Origin of the sequence: Streptococcus oralis ATCC 49296 (assembly GCF_000185265.1) — a bacterium.
GTDB lineage: Bacteria > Bacillota > Bacilli > Lactobacillales > Streptococcaceae > Streptococcus > Streptococcus oralis_BC.
Genome location: NZ_GL622183.1, coordinates 428,315 through 445,348, shown reverse-complemented (window position 1 = coordinate 445,348; position 17,034 = coordinate 428,315). Strand labels below are relative to the sequence as shown.

The 17,034-nt window shown below is 42.0% G+C and carries 19 protein-coding genes, 1 tRNA gene and 1 other RNA gene; 20 read left to right on the top strand and 1 reads right to left on the bottom strand.

The window, feature by feature from the left end:
• The first annotated feature begins 5 nt into the window (after positions 1-5).
• From HMPREF8578_RS04490 to HMPREF8578_RS04445, 11 genes are all read left to right on the top strand, one after another.
• Positions 6-79 (top strand) — tRNA-Asn (locus HMPREF8578_RS04490).
• Positions 80-287: 208 nt separating this feature from the next.
• Positions 288-524 (top strand): sigma(X)-activator ComW, encoded by a 237-nt coding sequence (comW, locus tag HMPREF8578_RS12655; protein ID WP_000939504.1) that lies wholly within the window; start codon positions 288-290, stop codon positions 522-524.
• A gap of 241 nt (positions 525-765) precedes the next feature.
• Positions 766-2,052 carry an adenylosuccinate synthase gene (locus HMPREF8578_RS04480; protein ID WP_000205049.1) on the top strand — a complete coding sequence of 429 codons (1,287 nt, stop codon included), beginning with the start codon at positions 766-768 and terminating at the stop codon, positions 2,050-2,052.
• A gap of 200 nt (positions 2,053-2,252) precedes the next feature.
• The gene (gene tadA, locus HMPREF8578_RS04475; RefSeq protein WP_001110102.1) at positions 2,253-2,720 is read left to right on the top strand and encodes a tRNA adenosine(34) deaminase TadA; all 468 of its coding nucleotides are present in this window, start codon (positions 2,253-2,255) and stop codon (positions 2,718-2,720) included.
• A 32-nt stretch (positions 2,721-2,752) separates the two neighbouring features.
• Positions 2,753-2,847: signal recognition particle sRNA small type (gene ffs, locus HMPREF8578_RS12345), an RNA gene on the top strand.
• 59 nt (positions 2,848-2,906) lie between these two features.
• Complete coding sequence (locus HMPREF8578_RS04470; RefSeq protein WP_000701984.1) at positions 2,907-3,350, top strand: dUTP diphosphatase; 444 nt, start codon at positions 2,907-2,909, stop codon at positions 3,348-3,350.
• Entirely contained in the window at positions 3,310-3,867 is a 558-nt protein-coding gene (locus HMPREF8578_RS04465; protein WP_029707330.1) for a histidine phosphatase family protein, read from the top strand. The genes HMPREF8578_RS04470 and HMPREF8578_RS04465 overlap by 41 nt, the downstream gene beginning before the upstream one ends.
• A gap of 13 nt (positions 3,868-3,880) precedes the next feature.
• Complete coding sequence (gene radA, locus HMPREF8578_RS04460; RefSeq protein WP_080554503.1) at positions 3,881-5,242, top strand: DNA repair protein RadA; 1,362 nt, start codon at positions 3,881-3,883, stop codon at positions 5,240-5,242.
• 72 nt (positions 5,243-5,314) lie between these two features.
• Entirely contained in the window at positions 5,315-5,809 is a 495-nt protein-coding gene (locus HMPREF8578_RS04455; protein ID WP_002876632.1) for a beta-class carbonic anhydrase, read from the top strand.
• Positions 5,810-6,023: 214 nt separating this feature from the next.
• Positions 6,024-6,992: a ribose-phosphate diphosphokinase gene (locus HMPREF8578_RS04450; RefSeq protein WP_000010180.1), complete on the top strand. Its 969-nt coding sequence runs from the start codon at positions 6,024-6,026 to the stop codon at positions 6,990-6,992.
• Positions 6,993-7,111: 119 nt separating this feature from the next.
• Entirely contained in the window at positions 7,112-7,549 is a 438-nt protein-coding gene (locus HMPREF8578_RS04445; RefSeq protein ID WP_000076968.1) for a CoA-binding protein, read from the top strand.
• A 28-nt stretch (positions 7,550-7,577) separates the two neighbouring features.
• On the opposite strand, the gene HMPREF8578_RS04440 is transcribed toward HMPREF8578_RS04445, so the two are convergent.
• A complete protein-coding gene (locus HMPREF8578_RS04440) occupies positions 7,578-8,588 on the bottom strand; it encodes a YeiH family protein (RefSeq protein WP_000009152.1) in 1,011 nt (336 codons plus the stop codon).
• 151 nt (positions 8,589-8,739) lie between these two features.
• Here HMPREF8578_RS04440 and HMPREF8578_RS04435 point away from each other — a divergent pair, with 151 nt between their 5' ends.
• From HMPREF8578_RS04435 to comB, 9 genes are all read left to right on the top strand, one after another.
• Positions 8,740-9,909, top strand: a complete 1,170-nt coding sequence (locus tag HMPREF8578_RS04435) for a pyridoxal phosphate-dependent aminotransferase (RefSeq protein ID WP_000366329.1) — start codon at positions 8,740-8,742, stop codon at positions 9,907-9,909.
• The gene (recO, locus tag HMPREF8578_RS04430; protein ID WP_000616145.1) at positions 9,906-10,676 is read left to right on the top strand and encodes a DNA repair protein RecO; all 771 of its coding nucleotides are present in this window, start codon (positions 9,906-9,908) and stop codon (positions 10,674-10,676) included. Before HMPREF8578_RS04435 ends, recO begins: the two co-directional genes overlap by 4 nt.
• On the top strand, positions 10,673-11,665 hold the full coding sequence (gene plsX, locus HMPREF8578_RS04425; protein WP_000717420.1) for a phosphate acyltransferase PlsX: 993 nt from the start codon (positions 10,673-10,675) through the stop codon (positions 11,663-11,665). The genes recO and plsX overlap by 4 nt, the downstream gene beginning before the upstream one ends.
• Before the next feature lie 3 nt (positions 11,666-11,668).
• Positions 11,669-11,905, top strand: a complete 237-nt coding sequence (locus HMPREF8578_RS04420; protein ID WP_000182269.1) for an acyl carrier protein — start codon at positions 11,669-11,671, stop codon at positions 11,903-11,905.
• Positions 11,906-12,341: 436 nt separating this feature from the next.
• The gene (locus HMPREF8578_RS04415) at positions 12,342-12,530 is read left to right on the top strand and encodes a class IIb bacteriocin, lactobin A/cerein 7B family (RefSeq protein WP_000180836.1); all 189 of its coding nucleotides are present in this window, start codon (positions 12,342-12,344) and stop codon (positions 12,528-12,530) included.
• A gap of 17 nt (positions 12,531-12,547) precedes the next feature.
• Positions 12,548-12,715, top strand: coding sequence for a bacteriocin (locus HMPREF8578_RS04410; RefSeq protein ID WP_000520303.1), 168 nt, complete (start codon positions 12,548-12,550; stop codon positions 12,713-12,715).
• Positions 12,716-12,724: 9 nt separating this feature from the next.
• The gene (locus HMPREF8578_RS04405) at positions 12,725-12,913 is read left to right on the top strand and encodes a hypothetical protein (RefSeq protein ID WP_000722234.1); all 189 of its coding nucleotides are present in this window, start codon (positions 12,725-12,727) and stop codon (positions 12,911-12,913) included.
• 443 nt (positions 12,914-13,356) lie between these two features.
• Positions 13,357-15,510: a peptide cleavage/export ABC transporter ComA gene (comA, locus tag HMPREF8578_RS04395; RefSeq protein ID WP_000672139.1), complete on the top strand. Its 2,154-nt coding sequence runs from the start codon at positions 13,357-13,359 to the stop codon at positions 15,508-15,510.
• Positions 15,511-15,522: 12 nt separating this feature from the next.
• On the top strand, positions 15,523-16,872 hold the full coding sequence (gene comB / locus HMPREF8578_RS04390; RefSeq protein ID WP_000801578.1) for a competence pheromone export protein ComB: 1,350 nt from the start codon (positions 15,523-15,525) through the stop codon (positions 16,870-16,872).
• Positions 16,873-17,034 lie beyond the last annotated feature (162 nt).

Sequence of the window (17,034 nt, the reverse complement as noted above, 5' to 3'; positions counted from 1 at the left end):
TTTTATCCGCCATAGCTCAGTTGGTAGTAGCGCATGACTGTTAATCATGATGTCGTAGGTTCGAGTCCTACTGGCGGAGTATAAATCGAAACGTTCAACTGAGCGTTTTTTTATTTATAAATATAGTGGATTGTTGAAATTTCAAATTTTAATTTTTAAATCTGTAATTACCTCTTTATTTTATTTTTAGTTCGTTTAGCTTTAAATTCTTCTTTTATAGGATTTGAAGCTTTTTTAGTTCCTTTTTTTGTTAGACTAGTGTTACTAATAAGAAAGGGAATTTTTATATGCTTCAGAAATTTTATGATCAAGCATTTGTCTTTTTGAAACTAGTTGAACAAGAATATGCCTCTTTAGGCCAGAGTTGTTCAGAGTGGGAATCACTTCATCTTCGATTTTTACTATATTATTTAATTCGATTTAAAATTAAAAGTGATAGAGACTTTTCTCTGTATCACTTTAGAACAGCTTATCGTCTATATCTAGATAAATTCCTGCAAGGTGGTACAACTCTTATCCAATAGGAAGCATCTATATCATAATTACGAACGATAGTTGTAGCTAGTTTTTAAAAAATATAGAATTAGCTTATAATAAAAGGCTTCTGTATTTAGAAATGAGAGAATTTCCAAATCTTTTCTACTGTTTCTTCTTGATAAAATAGTGTTTTTTTCTTATAATAAATTGTAAGATATAATTGCGGGTGAAATTCCTGCCATGTATATGAGAAAGGACGAGCTGCTAGTAGCTCAGACGAATTTTATTATGACTTCAGTTGTTGTTGTAGGTACCCAGTGGGGTGATGAAGGTAAAGGGAAAATTACAGATTTTCTTTCAGCTAATGCAGAGGTAATTGCTCGTTATCAAGGTGGTGATAATGCTGGTCACACGATTGTGATTGATGGTAAGAAATTTAAGTTGCACTTGATTCCATCTGGAATTTTCTTTCCTGAAAAAATCTCTGTTATTGGGAATGGGATGGTTGTAAACCCTAGATCTCTAGTAAAAGAGTTGACTTATCTTCATGAAGAAGGTGTGACAACAGATAATTTGCGCATTTCGGATCGTGCGCATGTCATTTTGCCATATCATATTGAATTAGACCGTCTACAAGAAGAAGCTAAGGGCGACAATAAAATCGGGACTACTATCAAGGGTATTGGCCCAGCCTATATGGATAAAGCTGCTCGTGTTGGGATTCGTATTGCAGATCTTTTGGATAAGGATATTTTCCGTGAACGTTTGGAACGTAATCTTGCGGAAAAGAATCGTCTGTTTGAAAAATTATATGATAGTACCCCTATTTCAGTTGACGATATTTTTGAAGAATACTATGAGTATGGTCAACAAATCAAGCAATACGTGACAGATACATCCGTTATCTTGAATGATGCGCTTGATAATGGCAAACGTGTGCTGTTTGAAGGTGCGCAAGGTGTTATGCTAGATATCGACCAAGGTACGTATCCATTTGTTACGTCATCAAACCCTGTCGCTGGTGGTGTGACGATTGGGTCTGGTGTTGGCCCAAGTAAGATTGACAAGGTTGTAGGTGTCTGTAAAGCCTACACAAGTCGTGTAGGAGACGGACCTTTCCCAACTGAATTATTTGATGAAGTGGGAGATCGCATTCGCGAAGTAGGTCATGAATATGGTACAACAACTGGTCGTCCACGTCGTGTGGGTTGGTTTGACTCAGTTGTGATGCGTCACAGCCGCCGTGTATCTGGGATTACCAATCTTTCATTGAACTCTATAGATGTTTTGAGTGGTTTGGATACTGTGAAAATCTGTGTGGCCTATGATCTTGATGGTCAACGTATTGATTACTATCCTGCTAGTCTTGAGCAGTTGAAACGTTGCAAGCCAATTTACGAAGAGTTACCAGGTTGGTCAGAAGACATCACTGGAGTCCGTAATTTAGAAGACCTTCCTGAGAATGCACGTAACTATGTTCGTCGTGTAAGCGAGTTGGTTGGTGTTCGTATCTCAACTTTCTCAGTAGGTCCCGGTCGTGAACAAACTAATATTTTAGAAAGTGTTTGGTCATAGGAGATTTTTAAGATTAGTTTAAGACAGGTTGGGTATACTATATACAGTTACAAGAAGACCTCCTAACTTGTTGTAACAAATATCCTAAACTTTTCTTTTTCATAATAATCTCCCTATTAAGTCACCGCATTCGGTGGCTTTTTTTGTGTTGAGAATCATGATATAATAATAAAATCGACAAGTAGGAAAAGAGAAGAACGATGAATTATACAGTTGAAGAAAAAGAAGCCTTTATGAGAGAGGCTTTGAGAGAGGCTGAGATTGCCTTAGAACACGATGAAATTCCAATTGGTTGTGTGATTGTCAAGGATGGAGAAATCATTGGTAGGGGGCATAATGCGCGCGAGGAGTTGCAACGGGCGGTCATGCATGCAGAAATCATGGCTATAGAGAATGCGAACGTGAGTGAAGAAAGTTGGCGCCTGCTTAATTGTACGCTTTTTGTGACCATTGAGCCTTGTGTCATGTGTAGCGGGGCGATTGGGCTAGCTCGTATACCAAAGGTGGTCTATGGGGCTAAAAATCAGAAATTTGGTGCAGCTGGAAGTTTGTACGATATTTTGACAGATGAGCGTCTCAATCATCGTGTAGAGGTAGAAACGGGAATTTTGGAAGATGACTGTGTAGCGATTATGCAGGACTTTTTCCGAAATCGACGGAAAAAATAATTTCTCTTTAAAAACCGAGGGGAATGTGGTATAATAAATAGTGGAGCAACAGTTCTGCGTGAAGCGGGTCAGGGGAGGAATCCAGCAGCCCTAAGCGAGTGTGAATTGTGTGCTCTTTTTTCGTGCTTTTTTCGAATAAATAAGATAAAATAGCCTAGAATAAATGATTATAGAAAAGAGAAAAATATGAAAATTCGTGGTTTTGAATTGGTTTCGAGTTTTACAGACGAAAATTTATTGCCGAAACGAGAGACCGCTCACGCGGCTGGTTACGACTTAAAGGTTGCTGTGCGTACGGTTATTGCGCCAGGAGAGATTGTTTTGGTTCCGACAGGGGTTAAGGCCTATATGCAGCCGACAGAAGTGCTCTATCTCTATGACCGTTCATCAAACCCTCGCAAGAAGGGCTTGGTCTTGATCAACTCTGTGGGGGTCATTGATGGGGATTATTATGGAAATCCTGGGAATGAGGGACATATTTTTGCGCAGATGAAGAATATTACAGACCAAGAGGTTATTCTTGAAGTAGGTGAACGTGTGGTTCAGGCTGTCTTTGCGCCTTTCTTAATCGCAGACGGAGATGAGGCAGATGGCGTGCGAACTGGTGGATTTGGATCAACAGGGCACTAAGATGAAGATTATCTTTGTACGTCATGGAGAGCCAGACTACCGTGAGTTAGAGGAGTGTTCCTACACTGGCTTTGGATTAGATTTGGCTCCTTTGTCTGAGAAAGGAAGGCGACAAGCTCAGGAACTTTGCCAAAATCCTTTGCTTGGCTCAGCTGATATACTGGTGTCCTCTGCAGTGACGCGAGCATTAGAAACGGCTTCTTATCTTACTTGTGCTACTGGCCTTCCTTTGAGGGTGGAGCCTTTGTTACACGAATGGCAGGTTTACGAAAGTGGCATAGAGAATTTTGAAAAAGCACGTACTCTGTTTTTAGAAAACAAGGGGGAGTTGCTTCCTAATAGTCCTATTCAGTATGAGACAGCTGAAGAGATGAAGGCGCGTTTTTTGGAAACTATGATAAAGTACCGAGACTACCAGACAGTTCTAGTGGTAGCTCATCGAATGCTCATGCGTCAGTTTGTGCCAAATGAGAAGATTGATTTTTGCCAAGTGATTGAGTGTGAGTTAGAGATATAGAAAGAGGTTTATCATCGCAAAGAAAAAAGCGACATTTGTATGTCAAAATTGTGAATATAATTCACCTAAGTATCTAGGACGTTGTCCCAACTGTGGGTCTTGGTCTTCTTTTGTAGAAGAGGTTGAGGTTGCCGAGGTCAAGAATGCGCGTGTGTCCTTGACAGGTGAGAAAACCAAGCCCATGAAACTGGCTGAGGTGACTTCCATCAATGTCAATCGAACTAAGACTGAGATGGAGGAATTTAATCGTGTACTTGGAGGTGGAGTGGTACCAGGAAGTCTCGTACTCATCGGTGGGGATCCAGGAATCGGGAAATCAACCCTTCTCCTACAAGTTTCAACCCAGTTGTCTCAAGTGGGTACGGTTCTCTACGTCAGTGGGGAGGAGTCTGCCCAGCAGATTAAACTCCGTGCAGAGCGCTTGGGGGATATTGATAGCGAATTTTATCTCTATGCAGAGACCAATATGCAGAGTGTTCGATCTGAGGTGGAGCGCATCCAACCAGATTTTCTCATCATCGACTCTATCCAGACGATTATGTCTCCTGAGATTTCAGGGGTGCAGGGGTCTGTGTCTCAGGTGCGTGAGGTAACGGCTGAACTCATGCAGTTGGCGAAGACTAATAACATTGCTATCTTTATCGTAGGACATGTGACTAAGGAAGGAACCTTGGCAGGTCCTCGTATGTTGGAGCATATGGTAGATACAGTGCTTTACTTTGAAGGGGAACGTCACCATACCTTTCGTATCTTGAGAGCAGTCAAAAACCGTTTTGGCTCCACTAATGAGATTGGGATTTTTGAGATGCAGTCAGGCGGATTGGTTGAGGTGCTCAATCCGAGTCAAGTTTTCCTAGAGGAGCGTTTGGATGGGGCGACTGGTTCATCAATTGTGGTGACTATGGAAGGAACCCGTCCGATTTTGGCGGAGGTTCAGGCTTTGGTGACACCAACCATGTTTGGAAATGCCAAGCGCACGACGACAGGACTTGATTTTAATCGTGCGAGTCTGATTATGGCTGTTTTGGAAAAGCGTGCAGGACTTCTCTTGCAAAATCAGGATGCCTATCTCAAATCTGCTGGTGGCGTGAAATTGGATGAGCCTGCCATTGACTTAGCCGTTGCAGTGGCTATTGCCTCTAGTTACAAGGACAAGCCTACCAATCCTCAGGAATGTTTTGTGGGTGAACTGGGCTTGACTGGAGAAATTCGGCGCGTGAATCGTATCGAACAACGCATCAATGAAGCGGCAAAACTGGGCTTTACCAAGATTTATGTACCCAAGAATTCCTTGACAGGAATCACTCCACCCAAGGAAATTGAAGTCATTGGTGTGACAACGATTCAGGAAGTTTTGAAGAAGGTCTTTGCATAATCCGTGACAAATCCTCTTAAAAATGATAAGATAGGAGAAATATTTGATTGTCAAATTTTTGAGGAGGGAATCGTGTCGTATTTTGAACAGTTTATGCAAGCCAATCAGGCTTATGTTGCCCTACATGGGCAGTTAAATCTGCCACTTAAACCCAAAACCAGAGTAGCTATCGTGACCTGTATGGACTCACGTCTACACGTTGCGCAAGCTCTAGGTTTGGCCCTTGGGGATGCTCATATCTTGCGGAATGCGGGTGGTCGAGTAACTGAGGACATGATTCGTTCACTAGTGATTTCCCAACAACAAATGGGGACAAGAGAAATCGTGGTGCTTCACCATACAGACTGTGGAGCTCAAACCTTTCAAAATGAAAGTTTTCATGAACATTTGAAACACGAGCTCGGAGTCGATGTGTCTGATCAAGACTTTTTACCATTTCAGGATGTGGAAGAGAGTGTTAGAGAGGATATGCAATTGCTTAGAGAGTCTCCACTGATTCCTGATGATGTGGTTATATCAGGTGCTGTCTATGATGTGGATACAGGAAGTATGAGAGAAGTATACTAACTTTGTCTCAAAAAAATCTCATCCTAGCATAAAATCGATTGTTAAAATGTAGGATTTTTAGCTTTAATATAGCTAATATAAAATAGCATAAAACAAGGGTATAAATGTTTACTCTTGTTTTATTTTTGATTGAAAAATAAAGGAAAAAGCGCTACAATGGTAGATGGAAAATGTTGTGTAAAAAACAAGTGATACATAAATACCGGAGGAAATCATGTCTTTTTCTGATTTAAAGCTGTTTGCCCTTTCTTCTAATAGAGAATTGGCAGAGCGTGTGGCGCAAGAAATTGGGATAGAGTTGGGGAAATCGACTGTTCGCCAATTTTCAGATGGGGAGATTCAGGTCAACATCGAAGAGTCTATCCGTGGAAAACACGTCTTTATCCTACAATCAACTAGTTCACCTGTAAATGATAATTTACTTGAAATTTTGATTATGGTGGACGCATTGAAGCGTGCCAGTGCAGAATCTGTCAATGTTGTTATGCCCTACTATGGCTATGCACGTCAGGATAGAAAGGCGCGCGCGCGTGAGCCAATCACTTCAAAACTTGTTGCAAATATGCTAGAAGTTGCTGGCGTAGATCGTTTGTTGACGATTGATTTGCATGCTGCACAGATTCAGGGATTCTTTGATATTCCTGTAGATCACTTGATGGGTGCTCCTTTGATTGCGGACTATTTTGAACGTCGTGGTATGGTTGGATCTGACTACGTGGTTGTCAGCCCAGACCATGGTGGGGTGACTCGTGCTCGTAAGTTGGCAGAGTTTTTGAAAACTCCGATTGCGATTATTGACAAACGCCGTAGTGTAGACAAGATGAATACCAGTGAAGTGATGAACATCATTGGTAAGGTAGAAGGTAAGACTTGTATCTTGATTGACGATATGATCGATACAGCTGGAACTATTTGTCATGCGGCGGATGCTCTTGCTGAAGCAGGTGCTGTTGAAGTTTACGCAAGCTGTACGCACCCAGTACTTTCTGGTCCTGCTATGGATAATATCCAAAAATCAGCTATTAAAAAATTGGTTGTTTTGGATACTATCTACCTACCAGAAGAGCGTTTGATTGATAAGATTGAACAAATTTCGATTGCTCATCTTCTGGGCGATGCTATTATCCGTATTCACGAAAAACGTCCTCTTTCTCCCCTATTTTGTATTGAGAAAAAGATTTAATCTTTCACTTGAAGTAGACAGAACTCCTAGCAGGTTTCTTTTCTTGCTAGGAGATTTTTATAGTCAAAATCTGCAAGCCTTTTCAAAATATGCTATACTGAGAAAAAAGGAGGATTTCTATGAGCCAAGAATATATCAATCCAAGTGATGGTGTGATTCGTCAGTATCTGGAGACCAGTAAAACGTTAGCGGTAGTGGGCTTGTCTGACCGTGAGGAAACAACTAGTAATCGAGTGACCAAGGAAATGCAAGCTCGGGGCTATAAAATCATTCCAGTTAATCCCAAGGCTGCAGGTGGGGAAATTTTGGGAGAGAAGGCTTATGCCAGTCTAGTTGAGATTCCTTTTCCTGTGGACATTGTCAATGTATACCGACGGAGCGAGTTTTTACCAGATGTGGCGCGTGATTTTCTCAAGGCAGATGCCAAGATTTTCTGGGCGCAATTAGGACTTGAAAATCTAGAAGCGGAAGAAATCTTGCGTGCTGGAGGATGCGATGACATCGTGATGAATCGCTGTATTAAGAGAGAACATACTCGCTTAATTCTTGAGCAATAAAAAGGTAGCCATGGGCTACCTTTTTATTTTATAAAGTACCAATCAATGCTTGCATGCCAAGACTGGTGAGGATGATAGCAATCCAGCAAAGGGCTCCAAGAAGAATGGATTTACCGCTGGATTTGACCATGGCTACTAGATTGGTTTTGAGACCGATGGCACTCATGGCCATGATAATGAGGAATTTGGAGAGTTGTTTGAGAGGGGTGAAGAAGCTACTAGACACGCCGAGAGAGGTGAGAAGAGTCGTTAAGAGAGAGGCTAGAATGAAATAAAGGATAAAAAGTGGGAAGACTTTTTTAAGTTGGAAATCTTGGCTGTTTTTTTGTTGGCGGCTTTGCCAGTAGGAGAGAAAGAGCGTAATAGGAATGATTGCTAAGGTGCGCGTGAGTTTGACAATAGTTGCAGACTCAAGGGTATTGGTCTGATAAAGACTGTCCCAGGAGCTGGCGGTAGCCGTTACAGAAGAAGTATCATTGACTGCAGTTCCTGCAAAGAGGGCGAAGCCATCATTGGATAAGTGAAGCCAGGTTCCTAGAGTTGGAAAGATGAGTGCAGCCAATACATTGAAGAAAAAGATAACGGAAATGGCTTGGGCTACTTCTTTTTCCTTGGCATGGATAACGGGCGCTGTCGCAGCAATGGCAGAACCACCGCAGATAGAAGAACCCACTCCAATCAAGGTAGCCAGTTTTGTGTCTAGCGCAAAGAAACGCTGGAAGAGGTAGGCAACGATTAAGGAAATCGAAATGGTGGAAAGGATGACGGGGAGTGAAGATTGTCCAACTGCGAAGACTTGCGAGATATTGAGACCAAAACCGAGTAAGATAACGGCATACTGGAGCAATTTCTTGGAACTAAAGGTCAAACCTGCGTCTAGTTGTTTGTAGGGTGAGAGCCAGGGGTGGAGGAGCATTCCAGCAAAAATTGCAAAGACAGGTGCACCCACGACGGGGAAAAATCCTCCCAGGAACCAAGATACGATAGAAATGAGAAGGCAGGCCAAGATTCCTGCTCCATTTTTTGATAAAAATGACATATAAACCTCCGAAAATAAGCACTTATTATTATAGTCCTGTCGAGAAGAAAAGTAAAACAGAAAGTGAAAAATGCGGGGTTCAGATGGATTTTGCGGTCAGGGAGCTTTTGTAGTATAATAGTACTATGTTCTGTAAGCAAGGGGGATATCTATGGACTTAACCAAGCGCTTTAATAAACAATTAGATAAGATTCAAGTGTCCTTGATTCGTCAGTTTGATCAGGCTATTTCGGAGATTCCTGGGGTCTTGCGTTTGACCTTGGGGGAACCTGATTTTACAACGCCAGATCATATCAAGGAGGCAGCCAAGCGCGCCATTGACCAGAACCAATCCTACTATACAGGGATGAGCGGTTTACTGACCTTGCGCCAGGCTGCTAGCGACTTTGTAAAAGAAAAATACCAGCTAGATTATAATCCTGAAAATGAAATTTTGGTTACAATTGGGGCGACAGAGGCTTTATCTGCTACTTTGACAGCTATCTTAGAAGAAGGAGACAAGGTGCTCTTGCCAGCTCCTGCCTATCCAGGTTATGAACCGATTGTCAATCTGGTTGGGGCAGAGATTGTCGAGATTGATACAACTGAGAATGGTTTTGTCTTGACTCCTGAGATGTTGGACAAGGCCATTTTGGAGCAAGGGGATAAGCTCAAGGCAGTTATTCTCAACTATCCAGCCAATCCGACAGGAATTACCTATAGTCGGGAGCAGTTGGAAGCCTTGGCAGACGTTTTACGCAAGTATGAGATTTTTGTGATCTGTGATGAGGTCTACTCAGAATTAACCTATACAGGGGAAGCACATGTGTCTCTGGGCACTATGCTGAGAGACCAGGCTATTATTATCAATGGCTTATCGAAATCGCATGCTATGACAGGTTGGCGTTTAGGCTTTATCTTTGCTCCTGCGGCTTTCACAGCTCAGTTGATCAAGAGTCACCAATATTTGGTTACTGCTGCAAATACGATGGCTCAGCATGCTGCGGTAGAAGCTTTGACGGCGGGTAAAAACGATGCGGAGCCTATGAAGAAGGAATACATCCAGCGTCGAGATTATATTATCGAGAAAATGACTGCTCTTGGTTTTGAGATTATCAAACCGGATGGGGCCTTCTATATCTTTGCTAAGATTCCAGCGGGCTACAATCAAGATTCCTTTGCTTTTCTGAAGGATTTTGCTCAGAAGAAGGCCGTTGCCTTTATCCCTGGTGCCGCCTTTGGACGTTACGGAGAGGGCTATGTGCGTCTGTCTTATGCAGCCAGCATGGAAACGATCAAAGAGGCCATGAAACGACTTGAGGAGTATATGAGAGAAGCATGATTCAGTCTATCACGAGTCAAGGCCTCGTACTCTACAATCGTAACTTTCGTGAGGATGACAAGCTAGTCAAAATCTTCACCGAGCAGGCTGGCAAGCGCATGTTTTTCGTCAAACACGCTGGTCAATCTAAACTAGCTCCGGTTATTCAGCCCTTGGTGTTGGCACGATTTCTCTTGCGAATCAATGATGACGGCCTTAGCTACATCGAGGACTACCATGAGGTGATGACCTTTCCCAAGATTAATAGTGATCTCTTTGTCATGGCCTATGCTACCTATGTGGCTGCCCTTGCAGATGCTAGTTTGCAGGATAATCAGCAGGATGCTCCCTTGTTTGCTTTCTTGAGGAAGACTCTGGAGTTGATGGAAGCAGGCTTGGATTATCAGGTTTTAACCAATATTTTTGAAATTCAAATCTTGACTCGATTTGGAATCAGCCTCAATTTTAATGAGTGTGTCTTTTGCCATCGGGTAGGTCAGGCCTTTGACTTTTCTTTCAAATATGGAGCCTGCCTCTGTCCGGATCATTTTCATGAGGACGAGAAACGTTGCCATCTAAATCCCAATATCCCTTATCTGCTCAATCAATTTCAGGCTATTGATTTTGAGACCTTGGAGACCATTTCACTCAAGCCTGAAATCAAACAAGACTTGCGCAAGTTTATGGATCAAATCTATGAAGAGTACGTCGGGATTCACCTGAAATCAAAAAAATTTATTGACTCCCTAGCCGACTGGGGACAATTACTAAAAGAGGAAGACAAATGAAAAAAATCGCAGTAGATGCTATGGGGGGCGATTACGCACCTCAAGCCATCGTTGAGGGTGTCAATCAAGCCCTAGCTGACTTTTCAGATATTGAGATTCAACTCTACGGAGATGAAGCTAAAATCAAGCAATATCTAACAGCTACAGACCGCGTCAGCATCATCCATACGGATGAGAAAATTAACTCAGACGATGAGCCGACAAAAGCTATCCGTAAGAAGAAAAATGCCAGCATGGTATTGGCAGCTAAGGCTGTTAAAGAGGGAGAAGCAGACGCTGTCCTCTCTGCTGGTAACACAGGTGCCTTGTTGGCTGCAGGATTCTTCATTGTGGGTCGTATCAAAAATATCGATCGTCCAGGACTCATGTCTACCTTGCCGACCATTGATGGAAAAGGGTTTGACATGCTAGACCTTGGAGCCAATGCGGAAAATACAGCCCAGCACCTCCATCAATACGCTGTCCTAGGTTCCTTCTATGCAAAGAATGTTCGTGGGATTTCGAAACCACGTGTTGGTTTGCTCAACAATGGAACAGAAAGCAGCAAGGGAGATCCGCTTCGTAAGGAAACATACGACTTGTTAGTAGCTGATGAAAGTTTGAACTTTGTCGGAAACGTGGAAGCGCGTGATCTGATGAATGGCGTTGTGGATGTTGTCGTAACAGATGGTTTCACGGGAAACGCTGTTCTCAAATCCATTGAAGGGACAGCCATGGGAATTATGGGCTTGCTCAAGACAGCTATTACAGGTGGTGGTCTTCGAGCGAAGCTAGGTGCTCTACTTCTCAAGGATAGTCTTAAGGGGTTGAAGACACAGCTCAACTATTCAGATGTTGGAGGAGCAGTTTTGTTTGGTGTTAAGGCGCCAGTTGTAAAAACTCATGGCTCAAGTGATGCCAAGGCTGTGTACAGTACGATTCGTCAGATTCGTACCATGCTAGAAACAGACGTAGTTGCCCAAACTGCGCGTGAATTTTCAGGAGAATAACAGATGACAAACAAAGAAATTTTTGACCGTATCGTGAACATTATCCAAGAAAGACAGGGAGAAGACTTTGTCGTAACAGAAGCCTTGAGTTTGAAGGATGATCTTGATGCAGACTCAGTGGACTTGATGGAGTTCGTCTTGACGCTAGAAGATGAGTTTGGAATCGAAATCAGCGATGAGGAAATCGACCAACTTCAAAGTGTAGCGGATGTAGTAGCGATTATTAAAGATAAAAAATAGGAAAAAGCAACATGCAAGTCATGTTGTTTTTTATTTGCGAAAAAAGAGAAACTTTTAGTAGAAATTGCGAATAAAGAGATGAGAAAGAAAAAGGGGGAACATTTATGTATGTGACTGGTTTTTATCCGTGGTTCATTAAGTGGTTTTTAAAATAAAAATGAATGAATTGTTCATTTTCGAATTGTTTTTCGAATAAATAGGTAAGGAAAAAGGGAAGGAGATTACGCGATGTATTTACCAATCTTATTGCCATGGTTGATCAAATGGTATTTAAAATAAATGAAATTTACCTGTTCATTTTAAATTACTTCTCGAATAAAAAAGTGAGAAGAAAAGGAAGGAGATAAGGAAATGATTTCAGTAATTTACCCAATCTGGTTTTTAAAATGGTTTAAAGCCTAGAAACAGTAAACTAAAAAAATAAAGGAGAAAAAAGATGACAAACTTTGACAACATGGAACAGAACTTTGTAGCTCTTACAGAAGAAGAGTTGACGGATGTGAATGGGGGAGCATGGCCGATTGTAGCCTGGGTGATTGCTAATCCTGTGACAGCAGCTAAAATTGCTGGTGGAATTACTGCAGCAGGAGTTGCAGGTTATAATTATGTGACGGGTAGATGGTAATAGAAGGAGGAGATGATATGGGAAAATCTATTTTAAAATTTGAAACAATGACTGATACGGACTTGCAGGAAATTCAAGGGGGAGCCTTTCCCCTTCTTATCCCTGTGGCAGTTGGTTTTGTAAAAGGTTTTGTATATACAGGTGGAGCTATTTTAACAACTCGAGCACTCTTTTCAGGTAAATAGGAGTCTACCATGAAAAAAATCTTATTAGGATTTGCTGAGGGGTATTTTGTCGTATCGATCATTCTTTATATCGCAACGAATTTGATATTGAAAAACCCAATCAATACCTTGTTTTATCCAGAAACCTATCCAATTCTGCTTGGTCTGTTTTATGTAGGATACAAGTACAAAACAACAGAAAGTACGATTGGGAATTGATGGACCATCAGATTGGAGTTTGAGATGAAAGTTGTTCAATTACTACGAAAAACTTTGCCAGAGACCACTGTATTATTTAGCTCGATAGCTTATCTAATTATTAGAATCGTGGCTGATGTAAACAAGATACATCTACCTACATGGTTTGAATATTTTGATGTGCCTACGTTTCATTATTTTTGATGACATTTATCTCACTTTATAGAAGTAAAGAGAATATCATTTCAGAATAGTTTATTTCTGGACATTCATTTTTTAACGGTTACTTTAAACAGGCAGAACTTTTGTTCTGCTTTTTTACATTTAAATGATAGTTTATGCTTTCTAAAGTGCGTTTTAGGCGCGAAAATGGTTTATTTAGGAATATTTTCCTGTTTTTATCCTTATTTGGTTAAAATAATCTTACAAATTTTTAAAGAGATTGTTAGAAAAAGGAGAAGGATATGAAATTTAGGAAAAGGCACTATCGTCCCCAGGTGGATCAGATGGATTGTGGCGTGGCTTCCTTGGCTATGGTCTTTGGTTACTACGGTAGTTATTACTCCTTGGCTCATCTACGAGAATTAGCCAAGACGACCATGGATGGGACGACGGCTTTGGGACTTGTAAAGGTGGCAGAGGAAATTGGGTTTGAGACGCGGGCTATCAAGGCGGATATGACGCTCTTTGATCTGCCAGATTTGACCTTTCCTTTTGTGGCTCATGTGCTCAAGGAAGGGAAGTTACTCCACTACTATGTGGTGATAGGTCAGGATAAAAAGCACATTCATATCGCTGATCCAGATCCTGGTATCAAGCTGACCAAGATTTCCCGTGAGCGATTTGCGCAAGAGTGGACAGGGGTTAGTATTTTTATGGCACCATCACCGGACTACAAACCTCATAAGGAGAAAAAACAGGGGCTCCTATCCTTCTTGCCAATCTTACTCAAACAGCGTGGCTTGATTACCAATATCGTCCTAGCGACACTCTTGGTGACCTTGATCAATATCGTGGGTTCCTACTATCTTCAGTCCATCATTGATAGTTACGTACCAGACCAGATGCGTTCGACGCTGGGTATCATCTCAATAGGACTAGTCATCGTCTATATCCTCCAGCAGATTTTGTCCTATGCGCAGGAATACCTTTTACTTGTTCTGGGACAACGGTTGTCCATCGATGTGATTTTGTCCTACATCAAGCATGTTTTTCACCTGCCGATGTCCTTTTTTGCGACACGGAGGACAGGAGAAATTGTCTCTCGTTTTACAGATGCCAACAGTATCATCGATGCGTTGGCGTCGACCATTCTGTCGATTTTCCTAGATGTGTCGACGATTTTGATTATCTCGCTGGTCTTGTTTTCACAAAATATGACACTCTTTTTCATTAGTCTGCTTGCGCTTCCCATCTATACAGTGATTATCTTTGCCTTTATGAAGCCTTTTGAAAAGATGAATCGGGATACCATGGAAGCTAATGCGGTTCTGTCTTCTTCTATCATCGAGGATATCAACGGCATTGAGACCATTAAGTCGTTGACCAGTGAGAGTTCGCGCTATCAAAAGATTGATAAGGAATTTGTGGCTTATCTGAAAAAATCTTTTACCTATAGTCGGGCAGAAAGCCAGCAAAAGGCTCTGAAAAAAGTTGCCCAGCTCCTGCTCAATGTTGCCGTTCTCTGGCTGGGAGCTATTCTTGTCATGGATGGGAAAATGAGTTTGGGTCAGCTGATTACTTATAACACCCTGCTTGTTTACTTTACCAATCCTTTGGAAAATATCATTAACCTACAAACCAAACTTCAGACAGCGCAGGTTGCCAATAATCGCTTAAATGAGGTTTATCTGGTAGCTTCGGAGTTTGAGGAGAAGAAAACGGTAGAAGATTTGAGTTTGATGAAGGGAGATATGACCTTTAAGCAGGTTCGCTATAAGTATGGCTATGGTCGAGATGTCTTGTCGGATATCAATTTGACCATTCCACAAGGGTCTAAGATAGCTTTTGTGGGGATTTCAGGTTCGGGTAAGACCACCTTAGCCAAAATGATGGTTAATTTTTACGACCCAAGTCAGGGAGAGATTAGTCTGGGTGGTGTCAATCTTAATCAGATTGACAAAAAGGCCTTGCGTCAGTATATCAACTACCTGCCTCAACAGCCCTATGTCTTTAACGGAACGATTTTGGAGAATCTTCTCCTTGGAGCCAAGGAGGGGACGACTCAAGAGGATATCTTACGGGCAGTCGAATTGGCCGAGATTCGAGAGGATATCGAGCGCATGCCACTGAATTACCAGACAGAATTAACTTCGGATGGGGCTGGAATTTCAGGTGGACAACGTCAGCGAATCGCTCTGGCGCGTGCTCTCTTGACAGATGCGCCTGTCTTGATATTGGATGAGGCGACCAGCAGTCTGGATATTTTGACAGAGAAGCGAATCGTGGATAATCTTATGGCTTTGGATAAGACCTTGATTTTCATCGCCCATCGCTTGACCATCGCTGAGCGGACAGAGAAGGTTGTTGTTTTGGAGCAGGGCAAGATTGTCGAAGAGGGTAACCATGCAGACTTGCTTGCACAGGATGGCTTTTACGCCCATTTGGTGAATAGCTAGAAAGAGGAGAGGATGAAACCAGAATTTTTAGAAAGTGCGGAGTTTTATAATCGTCGTTATCATAATTTTTCCAGTCGGGTGATTTTACCTATGTCACTTCTGTTCATGTTTTTACTGGGATTTGCAGTTTTTGCAGAGAAGGAGATTAGTTTGTCTACCAGAGCGACAGTCGAACCTAGTCGGATCATTGCCAATATCCAGTCGACTAGCAATCAACTCATCGTGGCCAATTATCTAGAAGAAAACAAACTAGTCAAGCAGGGGGAACTCCTCGTTCAGTACCAGCAAGGGGCGGAGGCTGTCCAGGTTGAGGCATATACCAGTCAATTGGAGATGCTAAAGGATCAAAAAAAGCAGTTGGGGTATTTGCAATTCAGTTTGAAAGAGGGGAGTGATCAATTTCCAGAGGCGGATAAGTTTGGTTACCAGGAGATGTTTCGAGATTATCTCAGCCAAGCGAATGGTCTAAGAAGTAATGTTTCTCAACAAAATGCCAGCATCTCTTCTCAAAATGCGGCAGCAAGTCAGAGCCAGGCCGAGATTGGCAATCTTATCAGCCAAACAGAGGAAAAAATACGAGACTACAAAACAGCCAAGTCAGCGATTGAAAAGGGAGATCAACTGGATAGTCAGAATCCAGCCTACTCTTTTTACCAGACCTATAAAAATCAAGGTGAAGAAGATCCGCAAGCTAAATCGCAAGTTATTGCGCAAGTGGATGCACAAATTGCCCAGCTAGAGTCTAGCCTAGCTACCTATCGTGTGCAATATGCAGGTTCTGGAGCTCAACAGGCCCACGCAACGGGACTGGATAGTCAACTGGAATCACTCAAGTCTCAGCACTTAGTTAAAGTCGGTCAGGAATTAACTCTTTTGGATCAGAAAATTTTAGAAGCAGAGTCGGGTAAGAAAGTCCAGGGAGGTCTCCTCGATAAGGGGAAGATTACAGCAAGTGAGGATGGGGTGCTTCACCTTAATCCTGAGACTAGCGATTCTACCATGGCCGCAGAAGGAACCCTGCTAGCCCAGCTCTACCCATCCTTGGAAAAAGAAGGAAAAACCAAACTCACAGCCTATCTCAGTTCAAAAGATGTTGCTAGAGTCAAGATTGGGGACTCTGTCCGTTATACTACGACTAATGATGCGAAGAATCAAATTTTCCTGGATTCTACGATTACAAGTATTGATGCGACAGCTACCAAGACTGAACAAGGAAATTTCTTTAAAATTGAGGCGGAGACTAATTTAACTTCGGAGCAGGCTGCAACACTTCGTTATGGTTTAGAAGGTCGCCTGCAGATGATTACAGGAAAGAAAAGCTATCTCCGATATTTTTGGGATCAATTTTTGAATAAAGGGTAATATTCGTGTTTTTCAGAGGATAAATGATTTTAAAACTGTAAGAAGAGTTCATCTTACGGTTTTTCTTTACGCTTAAACTAGAAAAACGTTATTTATTCGTAAAAACCTTGAATTTTTCATGCTTTTGTGGTAGAATGTGCTCAAGTAAAACGAAAGGCGAAC